The sequence below is a fragment of the Flammeovirga sp. MY04 genome, from assembly GCF_001682195.2.
GTDB classification, from domain to species: domain Bacteria; phylum Bacteroidota; class Bacteroidia; order Cytophagales; family Flammeovirgaceae; genus Flammeovirga; species Flammeovirga yaeyamensis.
The window spans coordinates 2,824,600-2,842,995 of sequence record NZ_CP003560.2; the positions used below are offsets into that span (position 1 = coordinate 2,824,600).

The window sequence follows — 18,396 nt, forward strand, 5'->3', positions numbered from 1 at the left end:
ATCGTTATTAAATATGATAATATTGTGTGACCTCTCATTAACATGTAAGTATTGTGATGTAAAATCTTGTAATAGTGATGTAATGTAGAAAGAGGCGTTCATTTATTGAGGTTAATTATATTAACAATTGAGTTTTAGAATCATTATTTGATCACCACTATTTGAAAAAAAAAGAATTGCACATATCTTAGCCTTACAAAAGCAGACTATTAAATTACTAAGCACTCGTTTAATACAAATGTCTGTACAAACTTTTTACGCTTAACAGGACTAATTATTTTTTCATGTCTGAATTCGCTCAAAAAACAAAAAAAACTTCAGATCTTAGCAATAAAACTTATTCTACAGGCTATCTTTTTCAGGAAAAAAAAGAGATAGATCCTAAAGATCCACCACCCATTTACATTTTTGTAGATTGCAATTTTAATAGAAGATTAGATAACGATATTTCCTTTACTTTTCATTACGACAAAGGGGATTTTGTTGATGAAGACATTCTACGTCCATGTATTTTAAAGTTAAACTGGAATGATCCTTTTATCAAATATGAATTACAGCTTCCTAATAGTGTTTTTGAAAAGCTAAAGAACCGTTTAATAACTCATTTTAATGGCCTTGGTTTTATACATACATCTTCCTCAGTTGTTTCTATACCTTACAATAATAATGAAGCAGGAGGATATGATGCTTTTAATAAGGAAACTGTATTTTCGCAGACTCAAAACTCAAAAGGTCATTATATCAGTAATTCTAGATATGTTGTAAAAAGCTTGGATGAGCTTTCCATTGCTTTAAATATGCAATCCAAGTTTACAATGCAACTCGATCAGCACTATAAGAAGTATCAAAAAAGTTTACCAAAAGCATTGAATTATGAAGAACTTGTAAAAAGAATGTATTCTGAAGTAAATACAGAATATAGAACAACAAAATATTTTCAAGCGAAAACTGATCTTTGGTTATTGAGTTTAAGTCCAAATGCTTTAGGTTCTTATATAAGAGGAGATATTATTCAAAGTACTTTTTCAGATCTTTATCACTTTTTCTGTGGTCCAGATGAGGATGAATTTTTCGATGTTCTTTCAAAAATCAATAACCACCCTCCTTCTATTGAAAAATTAGAATCTACTTTCAAAAGATTATACCCTGAAGAAAAAGGAATAAAAGAATGGTTGGTAAAGGAATTGCCCGAACACAGAAAAATATGGCTTCAATTTCTACCAAATATCAATAAAGGAGAATTGCCTTTGGATTATGATCTCATTGCGAAAAATATACTTCAATATTATGAAGAATATCAAAATGCTTCTCATTATAAAATTGATTCCTCCAAAATTAAAACTCGTCTTGATGGATGGGAAGCCTACCACAGAATGCCCAAAATGCCTCAGGTAAGAAAAAGGGTAATGAATGGTATTCAAACCGAATTGGAAAAATTGGAAATGAATGCTGCTTCAGTAGAAGCTCTCCTCAATAATGAAGCATTTTACGATAAAAGCTTAATGGGTCTTTTGAAAGAAATGAAGATAGCTGATCAATTAACATATCTATTACCCACTGTAAATCAAATCAATTGGGTTGACACAGTATATGTTGAAGATGTATCCTATTCCCTCGATGAAATCCTTCATAAGGAAAAGACCTTTAAAAAGGAGGAGAATATAAATATCCCTTATGCAAATGGGAACCTAATACGTTATCAGGACACGGGAGAATATGCCTATATGGTTTCAGAGGGAGATACTATTTCAGGTATTTTAACACGGTTCAATATCAAAAAAGAGGATTTGATGTTATCGAATTGGTGGGACGGGTTTGCTGAAAATGGTCAATACCTGATTGGTAATGATTACCACTGGCTTCAGGAAGGAGATATTGTTAGTCTTCCCCATTACTTTTTTCCTTTGAATGGTCAGACTTTCTATATCTATGACCGTTGGGGTGAAAAAGGAATAAAAGCACAAAAGCAACAAGGAGAATATAAAAGAATACCTGTTCACTGTACCGACTATCAAGAATTAAAACAACTGGTAAAGGATAAAATTGATGAGTTTGATGACAATACAAGGACCTACAATCTCACTCTTGACATATCTCTAAGCATCACTGCCCAATTAACCGCATTCTTTTATATAGGTATTACTACGGGGGGGAATATTGAATTAGGTTCAGGCGATACCCGTAGTTTTGATGTGGCTTCCCAATGTTTTTTAAATGGTGATATTGGTGTAGGTAATAAAGCATTAGCCAATGCGGGAGCAAGTGGAGGTAGAAAACAATCATTCGATCTAGGGCATTTTAATTCCTTAAATGGAAGCTATTCTTCAGCTAATCATTTTTTAGCCTTTTTTGAGCGGTCGCTGTACAGTTTTATGAAAACGTATGCCTTGGATGATGCTTTGAAAAAAAGTGGTTTGGATGACTTTTATTGGGAGAATGAAAGGAACAAAGAATATGGTGTTTGGGATGAACTGTCAAAAGGTTACACAAGAAAAGTCCGAGTTGCGAATCATGGTCAATTAGAAGCAGGGGTTTCAGGGGTAGGCAGTGTAAAAGCAGGGATGGAATATAAATACGCAGAGAGTTATGGAATGAAAGGTGTAACCACAATGGAAGACCTACTCATTGATGATGACTACGATCACATTCTTAAACAAGCCATCGAAGAGGATAAAACAATCACATCATATGTAGAAGCTTCTATTGGGGATTACAAACTAAAATTCAATTTTACTGATGTACTATTCAGCACGAACCAAAGTAACCTCGGTAATTATATGAGTATAAGTCTCACCCTACCTGGAGATGATATGCTTGAACTATTGAAAGTAATCAAAAATGATTTAATGACATTGGGTATGGTTAAAGATGCCATTCCTGAGAAGAAAGAGTATTTTAGTAAAAGCAAGGTAGTTCAAGAGGCAAGAAAACAAAAAGAAATGCAGAGTACTCGCCTTGATAAAATCAATAAACAAAAAGAAGCTGCCAAGGAAAGTGGGGAGATGGTTGAACGTCTAAAAAAACAAGGTAAAAGCAGAAAAGAATGGCGTCCTTTTTTTACAAAACAACAAGCTGCTTTAAGAGAAATTAGAACTACAGAAATAAAATTAAAGAGAGACACATTAAAGAAAAAGATCAGTGATCTTTTCAAAAAACATCTAAAAGATGACTCCATTAAAAAACACCTAAAAAAACCTATTAGATCTGTTACAAAAGAGAGAAACCATGATCTAATCTTTGGAAAAGGAGTTGAAACTTATACTAGATTGGTAGCCAATTTTCAACAGAAAGAAGATGGGTACAAACTTCTTTATTTTAGAGCCATTGTAGGTGGATCTGCTAAAGCAACAATTGGGACAAGAAAAAGTTTTGCAGATCTAACGGGAAAAGTAACGGGAGAAGTAGAAGTAATGGAATTTTTAGGAACGAATACTATTAGCTATGCTTCTACTGTTAATAACGGAATCTTCAAAGAAGGTTTACAACGATTGAATCAGTCAGAAAAAGCTTATTTTAATGCATTTGTTCAGAATGCCCTACAAGAACTAAAAAGTAAAAGTTTGGAAGAAGTGTTCTCCAGAATCTCCCCCGTTAACATAAAACGTTTAAAGGAGTATACTAATGCATTAAGTAGTCGCTATGAACGACAGAAAAATTTATTTCCAAATAAAACACTGGAAGATTTTTATCAGGGTTATTGGAATACAGAAAAGAAGCAATTCAGTAGCCTAATCTCTAGTATTATTAATGAATTGGAAGAAGGAGAAAACTACATGACACCAATAAATTTGAATGACTTTTCTAAAGATCAAGTAGTTCTTCTGAGTTGTATAAAAACTCATCTGATGAAAAATGTCGAAAGTTTGAGGTATCAACCACCAATCACCTCTTCAGAACTTTTTCAAACATACGGTAGTAACGATCCAAGGTTTATAGCAATCAGAGATAAGATATTAGGAGAAGAAAAGGCAAGCAGTCAATGGTCAACATATAAAAACACTAGAGGAGTTGATCGCTTTTCAGGAGAGAAAGATGAAAAAGCTTCTGAAATGAATGCCATTGCAATAAACTTTGGGAATAAAGTGAAAGAAGCAGTTATAGCTTATGCTGCTGTCTTAAAGAAAAATAAAATATTACCGGAACAAGCCAAGTGGTCCGAATGTCCAATAGATGATTTATCACCACAACAAGCTGATTTGTATTTAGGGAAAATTGAACATATTGTTAGGTTTTTGCATAGGACAGAAAAACTAGAAAGTAAAGATATCCAATTAACACCTACAGAAAAATTTAATCTATCAGAGTTTATGAAGAGTCTTTTGATTAAAAACGATGAAGAAGAAATAAAAGTACTTTCATTATTTGAGAAAGATATCTTATATCCATTAATGTTAGAAAATATAGTATATGGAAAACAAGTATATAAACCTTATTATTAAATGCTTAATAATAATATTAATATTTAATAGATGCACAGATTATAAAAGTATGGAAGAAAAAGAAGCCATTCAGTCATTGAAGGATAGAAATTTAGAAGATTTTGGCTATACTTTAGATAAGTCTAAAGAGTACGTAATAAAGATAAGAATCGAAAATGCTCTTGACCTTACAGAATTTCCAGAAGAACTTTTAGCATTTAAAAAGATAGAGCAGATCACAATAAGAGACTGTAATATTGAAGAAATTCCAGAGTTTATTACCGCATTTGATTCATTAAAAATACTTACGGTAGCTGGCAACCCAGTCAAAGAAATTCCGGAGTTTATTGTGAATTGTAAAAATCTAAAACAATTAGATATTGAAAATACTGAAGTAAGTGTTTTACCTGATTTCTTGGCAGAATTAGATTTGATAGGTATATATATAATGGGTTCTAAAATTTCGGGTTTTCCTAAAGTCTTATACAAATTTAAAGATTTGAGAATTTTAACTATATCAAACGATGAACTCCCTTCAGATATAGGATCATTTAATTTAAAAGTTCTTCATGCAGAATTGAAGAGCTTTAAATATATAGATACAATAAGGAGTTTAATCAACCTCAACTTAGCTAATAGTACTGCAAAATATCTTCCTGAAAACTTCGGTAACCTTCAAAAACTAGAGGATCTCTATCTTGAGAACTGTAAAAATCTAGTGAAGCTTCCACACTCGATTGGTAATATTAAAATGTTTTGGGGAATCACTTTAAGTGGATGTAGTCGATTAACCGCTCTTCCTAGTACTATGAATAAAGTACATATTGGAGCATTAGACTTAGACCGTTGTTATAATCTAAGGAGTGTTCCCAAAGGAATGATGGTAGGGGCAATTACTGCAAGGGAAACAAAATGGAAAGCAATGCCTACCGGTATATTTTACAGTACTTGCCATAATTTAGATGTCACCGACCATCAAATCACCGACATTACTGGAATAGGCAATATGTATAACCTTAATATTTTGAATTTATCACGAGGGAACATCAAAAAGATTCCGGACGATATTGGTCGTTTAAAAGAACTTTCTATGCTTATTATGGAGCATAACGATATAAAGGTTATTCCTAGGGCATTAGATAATTGTCCAAAATTGAAGTCGGTGAGGTTGTATGGGAATCCAGTGTATGATATGAAGGAGCTAAATACACTACAATAATATCACTATTTTAATAACAGATAGTAAGGTATTTATATAATTATGAATTCATCAAATTTATTGCGATATTCTAAGTGTAAACCATTATTAATTAGTTCATTAAAGAAATTATTCAAATGATGATAATTGATTAATAGTACATGAGGCTTATCTCAAAACTATTGTGACTTACTTAAAGGCATTAAAGACATATCATCAGTAGAAGAAAAAAGCGATAGGAGTTTTAGAACTCTTATCGCTTTATCTTTTTATCATCAAATGGAGATTAATCCACTTTTAATACTGACATGAAGGCTTCTTGCGTTACCTCAACGTTTCCTAGCTGACGCATACGTTTCTTACCTTTCTTCTGCTTCTCTAATAGCTTACGCTTACGAGAGATATCACCACCATAACATTTGGCAATTACGTTTTTACGAAGTGCCTTGATAGTTTCTCTAGCAATAATCTTCGTACCGATTGCTGCTTGGATAGGAATCTCGAACTGCTGACGTGAAATTACTTCTCTTAATTTCTCACAGACTTTCTTACCTCTATCGTAAGCACCGTCGCGGTGAACAATTGCAGAAAAGGCATCGACAGGATCGGCATTTAATAGGATATCCAATTTCACCAATTTAGATGGACGGAAACCAATTAATTCATAATCCAATGATGCGTAACCTCTAGAGATGGTTTTCAACTTATCGAAGAAGTCGAATACGATTTCAGAAAGTGGCATTTCGAAAATCAACTCTACTCTATCTGTTGTTAGGTAAACTTGGTTTTTCAATTCACCACGCTTCTCCATACATAATCCCATAATTGGACCTACATACTCTGCTTTAGAGATGATGTTGGCTTTGATGTATGGTTCTTCGATTCTATCCAATTTTGATGGATCAGGCATATCCGATGGAGCGTTAACTACCACTTCATCGTTTTCTGCATTATTCAAGTAGGCGTGATATTGTACGGATGGCGCCGTTGTAATCACTGTCATGTTGAATTCTCTTTCCAATCTTTCTTGAACGATTTCCAAGTGTAACATTCCTAAGAAACCACAACGGAAACCGAAACCTAAGGCTACTGAAGTCTCAGGCTCCCAAACTAGAGAAGCATCGTTTAACTGAAGCTTTTCTAGAGAAGCACGAAGATCTTCATATTCCGTAGTATCTACAGGATAAATACCTGCGAATACCATTGGTTTTACGTCTTCGAAACCTTGGATAGCTTCTGTACAAGGACGCTCAGTTAACGTAATCGTATCACCTACTTTTACTTCTTTTGCTTCCTTAATACCTGAAATAATATATCCTACGTTACCTGCAGAAATAGATTTTCTTGACTCTTGATCTAATTTCAATACGCCAATTTCATCTGCCTTGTACTCTTTGCCTGTGTTGACAAATTTTACAAGATCACCTTTCTTAATGGTACCGTTTAATACTCTATAATATACCTCTACCCCTCTGAATGAGTTATACACTGAATCGAAAATCAATGCCTGTAAAGGTTCTTTAGGATCACCTTTTGGTGCTGGAATTCTTTTTACGATGGCATCCAAGATGTCTTCCACCCCTAAACCAGTTTTACCTGAAGCCTCAACGATGTCCTCTCTCTCACAACCCAAAAGGTCCATGATCTGATCAGCCACTACTTCTGGGTTAGCATGTGGAAGGTCGATTTTGTTCATTACAGGAATGATCTCCAAATCGTGTTCCATTGCCAAGTAAAGGTTTGAGATAGTTTGTGCCTCGATACCTTGTGATGCATCTACGATAAGCAATGCACCCTCACAGGCAGCGATTGATCTTGATACCTCATAAGAGAAGTCGACGTGACCCGGAGTGTCAATCAAGTTCAATACATACTCTTCTCCATCTTGCATGTAGTTCATTTGGATCGCGTGAGACTTAATTGTAATACCTCTTTCACGTTCCAAATCCATATTATCTAGCAACTGACTTTGCATATCACGCTGTGCCACCGTTTGAGTTGACTCCAAAAGGCGATCGGCCAAGGTAGATTTACCGTGGTCGATGTGAGCAATAATCGAAAAGTTGCGAATATTTTCCATCTTGTCCATATGACAAAGTTACTTGTTATTCCTTAACTCTCTAAACGTCTGTTTGTTTCTAACATAAGTATTAACGAAAAAATACAGTCGTCCTTAAAAAATCACACAAAAATAGAAGAAAAGATTCAATCTATCTCATTCTTCTTGATATTCTTAACAGATTCGTTCTACTTTTTTATTTCCTTAGAGTAAAAAATTTACTTGATACATTACCACTATTGTTATTGTCGTTTTTTCATTCTATTTGATAAAAAACGATAAGTAACCTCCTTGTATTAGAGAAGGTAAATTATTCTTTGTAATTTTATAAACAATAAAAGGTATTCACTAATAACAAGTATAAACTGTATGAGCTTTATTGATAAATTAAAAACTCGTTGGGGCGTAAAAAGCAATTGGAGTGTTTTTGTCATACTTCTAGTGTTTGCTTTAACGGGAACTACATTTATGTATACAGTAAAGCCTTATGTCTACCCTGTATTTGGAATTGATTCCACCTCATCCATTTGGATTAGAATTGCAGCATTTTTCTTTATTGGTTTGCCTTGTTATCAAGTACTTTTATTAATTTGGGGTACACTTTTAGGTCAGTTTCGTTTTTTTTGGGAATTCGAAAAGCGTATGTTTAGAAGAATGATTGGAAAAAAATAACTGTACAAATCATTTAAACTACATCTATTTACTTTATTTTGATTCTTTGTTTTAATACAACATTCTACTTTTCTTCCTAACTATATTGATATTACGTTTCTACTTTACTTTTAAGAACTAGCTTTGAAAGATTATAATTACAACGATTTTACAAATGAACAAATTCGAAAAATAAGATTTGCTTCACCTTACTTCTTTGGTATCTATTTATTGATCATCTCTTATTTTGTCGTTGCCGACTACAAAATGTTCAGTCAGGTACAGCCTCAATACTTTACTGCAATGAGGTTACCTTCAATTTTATTGTCCATTTTAATCATTGGATTGAGCCTTTATCCTAAGTTTAAAAACTCTACATCAAAAAATTGGCAATACCTTTATACTATTGGAATTACATCCATTATTTATAGTTTATTTGGAGTCACTTATCTAGCCTTTGGACACAAGTCTTTTGACTCAGGTTTATATATTATTTCGGCAGTTACTTTAAGCGTATTAATCTATTCCGTTATCCCTCCAATTGTAATGATTAGTATCGTACTCGGTGGGTTAATCCCTTTCTGCTTCTTGCTTGAATACAATTATGAGTTATTGATAGATTCACCACTGCTCAATAACTTCATCGCCATCAATATTACGATTTTACTCATTGCTATCACAAAGTATAGAGTTTCATACAAAGCTTTTACTCAAAGGCAAATGCTCCTATTTGAAAGAAACAAAAACAATGAGTTGTATCAAATTTCCTTAACTCAGAACAAAGAACTGCTGGCTAAGAATCTTCAAATTGAAAAGCAAAAAGACCTTTTAAGTAGTCAGTATTTTGAAATAAAGGAAAGTATCAATTATGCTTCTAACATACAAAAAACTTTTCTACCACATTTTGAAGTAAACAATATTGCTCGGGTAGAGGATTTATTTATTTTCAACAAGCCCAAGCAACAAGTTAGTGGCGACTTTTATTGGAAAGGATTCGCTATGGGGCAATATCAGATTATTGTTTGCGGCGACAGTACTGGACATGGGGTTCCGGGGGCATTAATGAGTATGCTGGGTGTTTCTCTATTAGATAAAATCGTCAATCAGAAGAACATTCATAATCCAAAACAGATTATTGAGAGACTTCATGATGAATTGAGTAATCTAAATTACAATAAAGATCACCTATACTCCAGAGATGGTATGGCTATATCTATTTTAAGAATACCACTTGATCCAAACGATAATACTATCACTTTTGCAGGTGCTAAATCACCCATTCTAATTGTTGATAAGGAAGACGAATACTTTATTAAAGGTGGACGTTATTATATCGGTAATTTTTTCGGAGTTGAAAATAAATGTGAGAACTATACAATTGAGATCAAAAAAGGGATGATGGTGTATTTGTATTCTGATGGATATGAAGATCAGTTTGGTGGTAAATACAATAAAAAATACAAATCGATTCGCTTCCGTACATTATTATCCAACATCGCCAATAAGGATTGTAAAACGCAGCAACTCATGCTTGAGGAAGAGTTTAAACAATGGAAGGAAGCCTCTTCTAAAGAAACTTCCTTCCAAATTGACGATGTACTCGTGATGGGCTTACGCTTCTAGTACTTCTTGAATTAGATCTAATCTCACATCATCACCATTTTCTAATACGGCATATTCCACTCCATCGACAACTTTTAATGTTACGATTCGAGTAGTTTCTTGTTTATTTCCATAACTGATAGAAAGTAGTGTTCTTCTCATAGCCCAAATTTCGTAATGATCATAAGTGGTGCAACTTATTGGGCGATAGCCATCTGTCTTGTCTGTTCTTCCGCTTGCCATTGTCTTTTTTGATATTCTATAACATGTTTCATGCTCATAGCATAACCGATATGAACGCCTTCATGCACGTTATTAAACACAATTGCTTCGGAAATGTTTGTGATTGTTACTCCTAATGCCGATACGTATTTATTATACTTCTTGAAGATTCCTTCTACCTTATCCGCATCTAATTTTTCGAGTAATTGAAGAGCGAGTACTTTTAGTTCGTCGACTTCTTCTTGTGTAAAGTCACGGTGAGGAGCCGTTCCTTTTTTAAATAGATTGATCCATTTTGCATCGATAGGCGGTGTAACGCCCGATAATGAATAACATAGTTGTTGGTGTGTTACGATACAGTGTCCAAAATTCCAGATAATATTGTTATTAAAACCTTCTGGAACATAGTTTAATTCTTCTAAACTGAGAGAGCTTAAAAGAGCAATGAACTTCTTACGCAACTTACGGGAGGTGTTAAAAGTTGACATATAGCAGGGTTGGTAATTATAAGTGTCTAATCTACATAAAATTAGAATATAAATCCACTATTTGACCACAATAAAAAAGCACTAATAACAAATATTGTATTAGTGCTCCAATTCATAAACCATTGAAATAGAATAAGTAATCCTCTTACAATGTTTGTCCTTTAACTGATAGTTGCAATAACCTTGTACTTTCTGCCCTGTTTGAATGGAATTAAGTTTCCAACTATTTCTTCTCCGTTTACTGATAAAGTCACATGACCTTTTTCAATTTGATTCGGATTTTTTATTGTGATTTCATAATCACTTCCTCTAAATTTTCTATTTACTGTATATTCTTTCCAATCTGATGGAATACATGGATCTACTCTTAAACCATAATAATCTGGCTGGATACCTAAGATATAGTGAACTACTGCATAAAAGTTCCAAGCAGCTGTTCCTGATAACCAAGAGTTTTTCCCTTCCCCAGGTATATATGCATCTTTCCCTGCAATCATCTGACAATACACATAAGGTTCTACTTTGTGTAATTTCTGGATGTCTTCTAAATACGCTGGGCTAATTTTCTTATAATAATCCCAAGCCTGATTACCTCTACCAATTTTAGTTTCGGCAATCATAATCCAAGGATTATTGTGACAGAAAATACCTGCATTTTCCTTATAACCTTTCGGATACGTAGATATCTCGCCGTATTCTATTTTATATTCCGTAAATGCAGGATTGTTCAACACAATACCATAAGGAGTGTCCAATCGTTCTTTCACACTATCCAACGACTTTTTCACCAAACCTTCTTCAAGGCCAATTTCGGCCATAGAACACCATCCCTGAGATTCAATAAAGATTTTCCCTTCCTCGTTTTCATCAGATCCTACTTTATTACCATAGAAATCGTACGCTCTTAAGAACCATTCTCCATCCCAACCTTTTTGCTTCACTGCTTCCTTCATCTTAGCTACATGTCCTTTCGCTCTTTCTACTTCCTCTTCTTTACCAAGTACCTCACACAATTCCACATAATCGTTTCCATAGACCACAAATAAACCTGCTATCATCAAAGATTCTGCTTTGGAGCCTTCAGTATTGTTTTCTGTTGTTTGGAAAGACTCATTAGGATCATTCGAGAAGCAATTCAAATTCAGGCAATCATTCCAATCGGCTCTACCAATTAATGGAAGTCCGTTTGGTCCTAAATTATTGATAACATGATCAAAAGATATTCTTAAATGATCAAAGAGTGTTTGTGCAAGGGATGGGTCATTATCAAATGGCACCATTTCATCTAGAATTGTAAAATCCCCCGACTCTTTGATGTAGCTAATTGTTCCCAATATCAACCACATTGGGTCATCATTAAATCCACCTCCGATGGCGTCATTACCTCTTTTGGTTAACGGTTGGTACTGATGATAACAGCTACCGTCTGGGAATTGAGTGGAAGCAATATCAATAATACGTTGTCTTGCTTTTTCCGGCACTTGATGTACAAACCCTATCAAATCCTGATTAGAATCTCTAAAGCCCATACCTCTACCGATACCCACTTCAAAGAAAGAAGCAGATCTCGACATATTAAAGGTAACCATACATTGATATTGGTTCCAGATATTCACCATTCTGCTTAACTTATCGTCATCATGATCAATAGAAATCACCGATAATAAGTTATCCCAATAAGCTGCAAGTTCTTTAAATGCCTGATCCACTTTTTCCACTGTATTGAACTTCTCAATAAGTTGGTCCGACTTTTCTTTGTTGATAACACCTTTGCTTTCCCATTTCTTATCTTCTTCATTCTCCACATAACCCAATAAGAAAATCAACTCTTTTTGCTCTCCCGGCTGAAGCGTAATTTCTTTATAATGAGAGGCTATTGGAGACCATCCATGTGCTTCTGAATTAGACGCTTCGCCACTAACTACTACTTCAGGCGATGATAACTCGTTGTATAGGCCTACAAATGATTCTCTATCTGTATCGTAACCATCGATGGAATCATTCACATGATAAAAAGCGAAGTGATTTCTTCTCTCTTTATACTCTGTTTTATGATAAATTGTAGAATCCTTGATCTCTATCTCCCCTGTTGATAGATTTCTTTGCAAGTTATTTTGATCGTCTTCTGCATTCCACAAACACCATTCGTTATAGGAAAACAGTTTGAAACTTTTGGCTTGGTCTCCATTATTTTTTAATACCATTTTTTGTATCTCAACCCAACTACCAAGTGGAACAAAAAAGGTCACCTCTGCCGACAAATTGTTCTTTTTGCCTTTTATTTTTGTGTAGCTCAACCCATGTCTACATTCGTATTCTTCTAAAGCTGTTTTTACCGGCTTCCATCCCGGAGACCATATCGATTCTCCATCATTGATATAAAAATATCGTCCTCCATTATCCATAGGTACATTATTGTATCTGTACCTATTTAGCCTTCTAAACTTAGCATCTTTATAAAATGAATATCCTCCTGCTGTATTCGAAATTAGTGAGAAGAAATCGTCGTTTCCTAGATAGTTAATCCATGGAAAAGGCGTCTTAGGATCTTGTATCACATATTCCTTTGCTTCATCATCAAAAAATCCGTATTTCATTTTATTTATCGTTTAATTTTTTCTTAAATAATTGCTTTATCTTCTAACATCTCTGAGCGATCGATTCCATTCCTTTTTTCCTGAAGTTCCAAGGTGATTTCTCTTAATTTTTGATCATTAAGAGGATAGTAAACCATCAAAAGTGCTGCAATAAGGGCAATTACTGCAGGAACCCAACTCATCAGCATAATAATTCCAGGAACCGCTTCCTCAATAGCTACTTGATTTTGACCATCGTAATGATACATCCCCAAAACAATACCTATGATACTCGCGGCGATACCTCCACCAAACTTTGTGGCAAAAGACCCTGCCGAATACACTAATCCTGTCGCTCTTCTACCATTTTTATATTCGGAATAATCTGCTGCATCTCCGAGCATTGTAAAGAACAATGTTGGGAATATTGCTGCTGCCAACTCAGAAATAATTCCTAGAATAAATATTCCAATCACATCTGTTTTCGTACAGAAGTAGATTAATGCGTTGACAATTCCAGATAGAATTAGTGCTGCGATAAAAAGTTTCTTTTTCCCAAATCGGTCACTTAAGAAAGAAGTCATCATTGCACCTACAATAGAGGCCAATGTTAACCCAACCATATAAGAAGAGGCTAACAATTGATCTTTCAGAAAGTGAGTAAAATAAATCACCACTATTCCTTGTTTAATGGAATTATAGATATTGAACAACAACCCGATAGAAAGTAACACTAACCACGGCTTATTGTGAATAAGATCTTTTAAATCCTGTTTAAGGTTGGTCTTTTGCTTTTTATCTGGAACCACTCTTTCTTTGGTCGAAGCAAAAGTGATCAACATAAAAAGTGATAAAAACAGTGACATTACATAAATCGAATAGCTATATCCTTTTTTCTGATTGATAAGTACTACATCTTCCTTACCTAAGTTTTTCACTCCATACACAATCAGATGATATTCTTCTCCTTCCACCATCGAGAAACTCTTGCTCTCTGTTGGTATGTCTTCTTTATTATCAGCTAGTTTAAATTGAGCAATACCATCTTCTGTCTTTAGTAAAGCATTTTCTACAGTTTCTGTAGAAACAATATTCAACTTGTACGTCTCGTCACTTAATCTTACCAATTGCATCTCCGGATTTATACTTCCGAAAGACATTACTAAATACAGTAAAGCCCCTTGTACAATCATCCCTCCCGCAAATGCTCCGACCATTCTAAAAGATCCTATACTTGTTCTTTCTCTATCGTCTCCCGTCATTACTGCCATTAAAGCACCATAAGGAATATTATTAGCTGTGTAGATTAAAGTGAACAATATATAGGTAACATAAGCATAGATAAGCTTACCATTCTCCGATAAATCTGGAGTAGTAAATAAAAGTGCTAGGATGATTCCTAAAGGAAAGGCAGTCCACAAAATCCAAGGCCTGAATTTGCCATACTTAGACTTTGTTCGATCTCCAACTACACCCATAAGAATATCACTAATACCATCACTAAATCTAGCGACAAGCATTAGTACGCCTACTACAGCGGGTGCAAAACCAAAAACATCGGTATAAAATATTAATAGAAAGGTGGCCACACCTCTCCATGCAATGTTTGCTGCCCCATCTCCTAAAGCATACCCAATTTTTTCTTTTATTGTTAACTTACTTTGCATTATCAGTTTATACTTCACTCCATACTTTCATTTCTTAAAAATCCGTTTTTGAGCATCCAATAGTTTGGTTTTAGAATAGCTAATTTATTCGTTGTTTAGATGTCTTGTTCTCTCAAAAACGTATTGCAATGTAGAGATGAAATCTTTGTTTATTCAACAGAATCGACGATTTATTTACGAAAGATGAAAAAATGTAGTATTATTCTGAGTTGATGTCGTAAAAGAAATAACGATATTAAATACTTTGATTTAGATTTAATTTTTTCTACTTCTGTTTATCCTATTGTTTCCTTTTTACATTCCCCTTATTTTCTTGATATTTTTTTTGAATTAATTGCTAAATCTATCACTTAAAAAAAAAGAGAGCACAATTGCTTGTACTCTCTATAATCTTTCCAGGAATTTAATTTATTACTGAGCCATTTTCAATACCTGGAAATTATCTTCGTTAAGGATTTCCTATTCTGAATCCCCATCTTTTTTCTAATTCTATAGCGGGCAGTCTCCAATGTTCGAACACTAACATTCATTAAAGTAGCTATTTCTTGATTCGCTAAGTCCATTCTTAAATAAGCACATATTCTAAGTTCGCGCTTACTTAACTCTGGGAACTCCTCTTGCATTCTCTCCAAAAAGTTATCGTGAGATTTATTAAACTGATGCTCGAATGTATCCCAGTATTCTTGGTTTTCAGAATCCTTATTGAGCTCTTTTACCAAAGTCTTTACTTTTCTTCTATCTGTTGTGCTCATGTCACTGGAGATTTCTACCAAACGAGTCTGCAGCTGCTGAATACTTTGGTTTTTATGCAGATGATTTAAAGTGATGTTCTCCAGTTCTGATTTCGTTTTCTTTAACTCCAATTCCAATTGCTGATTCTGAACCTCTACTTTTTCTCTTTCCGCTTTCATTTTATCCACTATATATTGCTTTCGGATATAAGAAGCTCGGTTTTTTTGCAAGAAATAAAGGAATACCAAAGACAATAAGAATAGCACCATCTTAAACCAGACTGTTTGCCAATAAGGGGCTTTTACAATCAGTTCTACTTCTGCTCCTTCCTTATTCCATACATTATGATTATTGGCTGCTTTTACCTTAAAAGTATATTCCCCCGGAGGAAGATTACTGTAAGTCGCTACCCTAGCGTCAGAAACAGGACTCCAATCTTTATCTAATCCTTCTAACTTATAGGTGTACTTATTTCGCTCTGTCTCTGAATAATTAATACAGCTAAATTTTATATTGATAGTCGATTGATCTTTATCCAATACAATACTTTTCTTTTTCGAAATCGACTCTATATGCAATTTGTTTTTGTTGTTGGAAGATGCTTCATTGTCCAATACTTCTATATCTGTGATATACACTGGCGGTACGTCTTCATTTTCTTTTAGATTATCCGGATTGAAATAAGTGATCCCTTTTGTCCCTCCAATACCAATTTCATCTTTATCAATATGAATAATCGCTCCATAATTAAAAGAGTTATTGTCAACATAATTACTGACCACTTTAAAAGTATCCAAAAACATTTTCGAGATATATTTCTTCGAAATGAAGATCAAGTTTCCTCTACTATCAATAGTCAGATCTAATAATGGGAGTTCAGGAATATTGTCTTTACTATCAAATACTCTAAATGACTTTGTTTCTGGCTTGTACATCAATAATCCTCCTGTTGTGGCAATCCATATTCTTCTAAAATTATCCTCAACAACCGCCCTCACATAACTAAAACCACGGTTTTCTGCGATTAAGTCTTCCATCAAGGTATAGTCCCAAGTATCATTTACTGAATTATATACCACCACACCTCCATCTGTACAAAACCATATGTTTCGTTTAGAATCTTCGAAAATATTATAGATGTGCTTTTGGGCCGATTGATGATACTTTAGTGGAATAGATTCTATTTGATATTTATCAGGGTCATATTTTGCAATACCTCCCCCCAAAGTGGCGATCCAAGTATTTTTTGATTGGTCGGTAAGTATTGACCAAACATGATTGATAGGTAGCTCCGACTTCTCTTCATTATTTTTGATATTCCTCACTTTGTTATTCTGAATATCAAAAACATTTAGCCCTTGACTATACGTACCAATGAGTAAGTTTCCATATTTATCTTCTGCTATCGATTTACATACTTCTTGGGATTCACTGTCGAAAATTTCATTTCCTTTTTCATCATAATGAATAAATACATCCTCATTTTCCGTCATTTGATGCAAACCGCCCCAATCCGTTCCTACCCATTTTCTCCCTTTTGTATCTTTATAAATACTTAAAATAGGTTTGTTCGGCAACGATTGTGGATTACAGGTGTTGGCGCTTACCCTCCTAAAGAAGTTTTTCTGAGAATCGTACTTTTCTACCCCTTCCAAGTAAGTTCCTAACCAAACATTTTTCTGTCTGTCCCTGTACAGCGACCAAAGTACATCGGAATTTAAGGATTCCTCTAGATTTGAATCTTGAGTGTATGCCTTGAAGGTTTTATTTTTTACATCAAAAATATTGAGACCTTTACCATCTGTAGCTACCCATAGCTCGTTATCTACTTGGATTATATCTCTAATATTATTGCTCGACGGTCCTTTATTTCCATTCCCGGCAAGATAAGTGGTGTATTTTCCTGTTAGTAAATTATATTCTGATAACCCTCCGTTATTACTCCCGATATACAGTAAAGTGTCCTGAAATATGCATAGATTCTTCTTATCGTTATCTTCAAAATTAGATAAGGTAAGATCTGTATATTCTATTTGTTGATATTTTTTATTGATTTTATTGAAGACCGTAAGCGTACGATTTCCTGTTGCTATCCATACTCTATTCCATTCATCTTCGACAATATCAAATATATTCCCATCGTGGTGATCAGTGTTATTGTACACCTCTGGAAAGATTTTTTGATAATCACTTCTATCTTCATTTAAGATCGAGAAGCCGTTATCAGTTCCTATCCATATTTGGTTTTGCTTGTCTTCTATTATCTTAAATACAGAAGAACTGTTTGGGATATTTTGCTCTTCGCTTCCTCCAGCTAAATGACTAAAAGTATTGGTTTCGGGATCATAGATACTTAATCCATTATTTAATAGGCCAATCCATATTTTCCCACTATGGTCCTCACACATAGAAGTAATCATATTTTCGCTTGGTCCTAAACTTTTATCGGTTTGCCGTTCGAAAAGCTTTACATCGTAGCCATCAAATCGAAATAAACCGCTGTGCGTACCAAACCAAACGAAACCTTTAGAATCCTGAAGAATTGATGTAACAGATGCCGTAGATAACTTACTTTTTTTACCAATATGCTCAAATTGCAATCGTTGAGTATGCTGTGCAAATGATATAGAATTTATGAGTATTAGTACAGTTAATGAATAGGTTTTTACAAGTTTAATCATTGTGTTAGTTCTAGTTTCCATTTCTTCGTCTCTAATTTCGAAAATAATACCATTTAAGTCTATTAATCCACTGTAAATTTTTCACTTATAAAAAACACTTCC

General features: G+C 34.2%; 10 protein-coding genes. 4 read left to right on the forward strand and 6 right to left on the reverse strand.

Annotation, left to right across the window (positions count from 1 at the left end; genetic code table 11):
* The first annotated feature begins 284 nt into the window (after positions 1 to 284).
* Both MY04_RS11445 and MY04_RS11450 read left to right on the forward strand, forming a co-directional pair.
* Complete coding sequence (locus MY04_RS11445; RefSeq protein WP_066209801.1) at positions 285 to 4,439, forward strand: hypothetical protein; 4,155 nt, start codon at positions 285 to 287, stop codon at positions 4,437 to 4,439.
* Positions 4,440 to 4,488: 49 nt separating this feature from the next.
* Positions 4,489 to 5,637 (forward strand): leucine-rich repeat domain-containing protein, encoded by a 1,149-nt coding sequence (locus MY04_RS11450; RefSeq protein ID WP_158297666.1) that lies wholly within the window; start codon positions 4,489 to 4,491, stop codon positions 5,635 to 5,637.
* Positions 5,638 to 5,902: 265 nt separating this feature from the next.
* Here MY04_RS11450 and lepA read toward each other — a convergent pair whose 3' ends face one another.
* Positions 5,903 to 7,696: a translation elongation factor 4 gene (lepA, locus tag MY04_RS11455; protein WP_066213220.1), complete on the reverse strand. Its 1,794-nt coding sequence runs from the start codon at positions 7,694 to 7,696 to the stop codon at positions 5,903 to 5,905.
* Between the two features lie 348 nt (positions 7,697 to 8,044).
* Between lepA and MY04_RS11460 the strand changes: the two genes are divergently transcribed.
* Together MY04_RS11460 and MY04_RS11465 are read left to right on the forward strand one after the other, a co-directional pair.
* Positions 8,045 to 8,347, forward strand: a complete 303-nt coding sequence (locus tag MY04_RS11460) for a DUF6787 family protein (RefSeq protein WP_066209804.1) — start codon at positions 8,045 to 8,047, stop codon at positions 8,345 to 8,347.
* Between the two features lie 123 nt (positions 8,348 to 8,470).
* Entirely contained in the window at positions 8,471 to 9,949 is a 1,479-nt protein-coding gene (locus tag MY04_RS11465; protein ID WP_066209805.1) for a PP2C family protein-serine/threonine phosphatase, read from the forward strand.
* Here the strand turns inward: MY04_RS11465 and MY04_RS11470 are convergent.
* From MY04_RS11470 to MY04_RS11490, 5 genes are all read right to left on the reverse strand, one after another.
* Positions 9,938 to 10,171, reverse strand: coding sequence for a hypothetical protein (locus tag MY04_RS11470; protein WP_158297667.1), 234 nt, complete (start codon positions 10,169 to 10,171; stop codon positions 9,938 to 9,940). The two genes, MY04_RS11465 and MY04_RS11470, sit on opposite strands and share 12 nt — an antisense overlap.
* Entirely contained in the window at positions 10,126 to 10,638 is a 513-nt protein-coding gene (locus MY04_RS11475) for a DinB family protein (RefSeq protein WP_066209809.1), read from the reverse strand. The genes MY04_RS11470 and MY04_RS11475 overlap by 46 nt, the downstream gene beginning before the upstream one ends.
* A gap of 161 nt (positions 10,639 to 10,799) precedes the next feature.
* Positions 10,800 to 13,235, reverse strand: a complete 2,436-nt coding sequence (locus MY04_RS11480; RefSeq protein ID WP_066209811.1) for a GH36-type glycosyl hydrolase domain-containing protein — start codon at positions 13,233 to 13,235, stop codon at positions 10,800 to 10,802.
* Positions 13,236 to 13,258: 23 nt separating this feature from the next.
* The gene (locus MY04_RS11485) at positions 13,259 to 14,881 is read right to left on the reverse strand and encodes an MFS transporter (RefSeq protein ID WP_066209813.1); all 1,623 of its coding nucleotides are present in this window, start codon (positions 14,879 to 14,881) and stop codon (positions 13,259 to 13,261) included.
* Between the two features lie 425 nt (positions 14,882 to 15,306).
* Positions 15,307 to 18,294, reverse strand: a complete 2,988-nt coding sequence (locus MY04_RS11490) for a two-component regulator propeller domain-containing protein (RefSeq protein ID WP_158297668.1) — start codon at positions 18,292 to 18,294, stop codon at positions 15,307 to 15,309.
* Between the last annotated feature and the right edge of the window lie 102 nt (positions 18,295 to 18,396).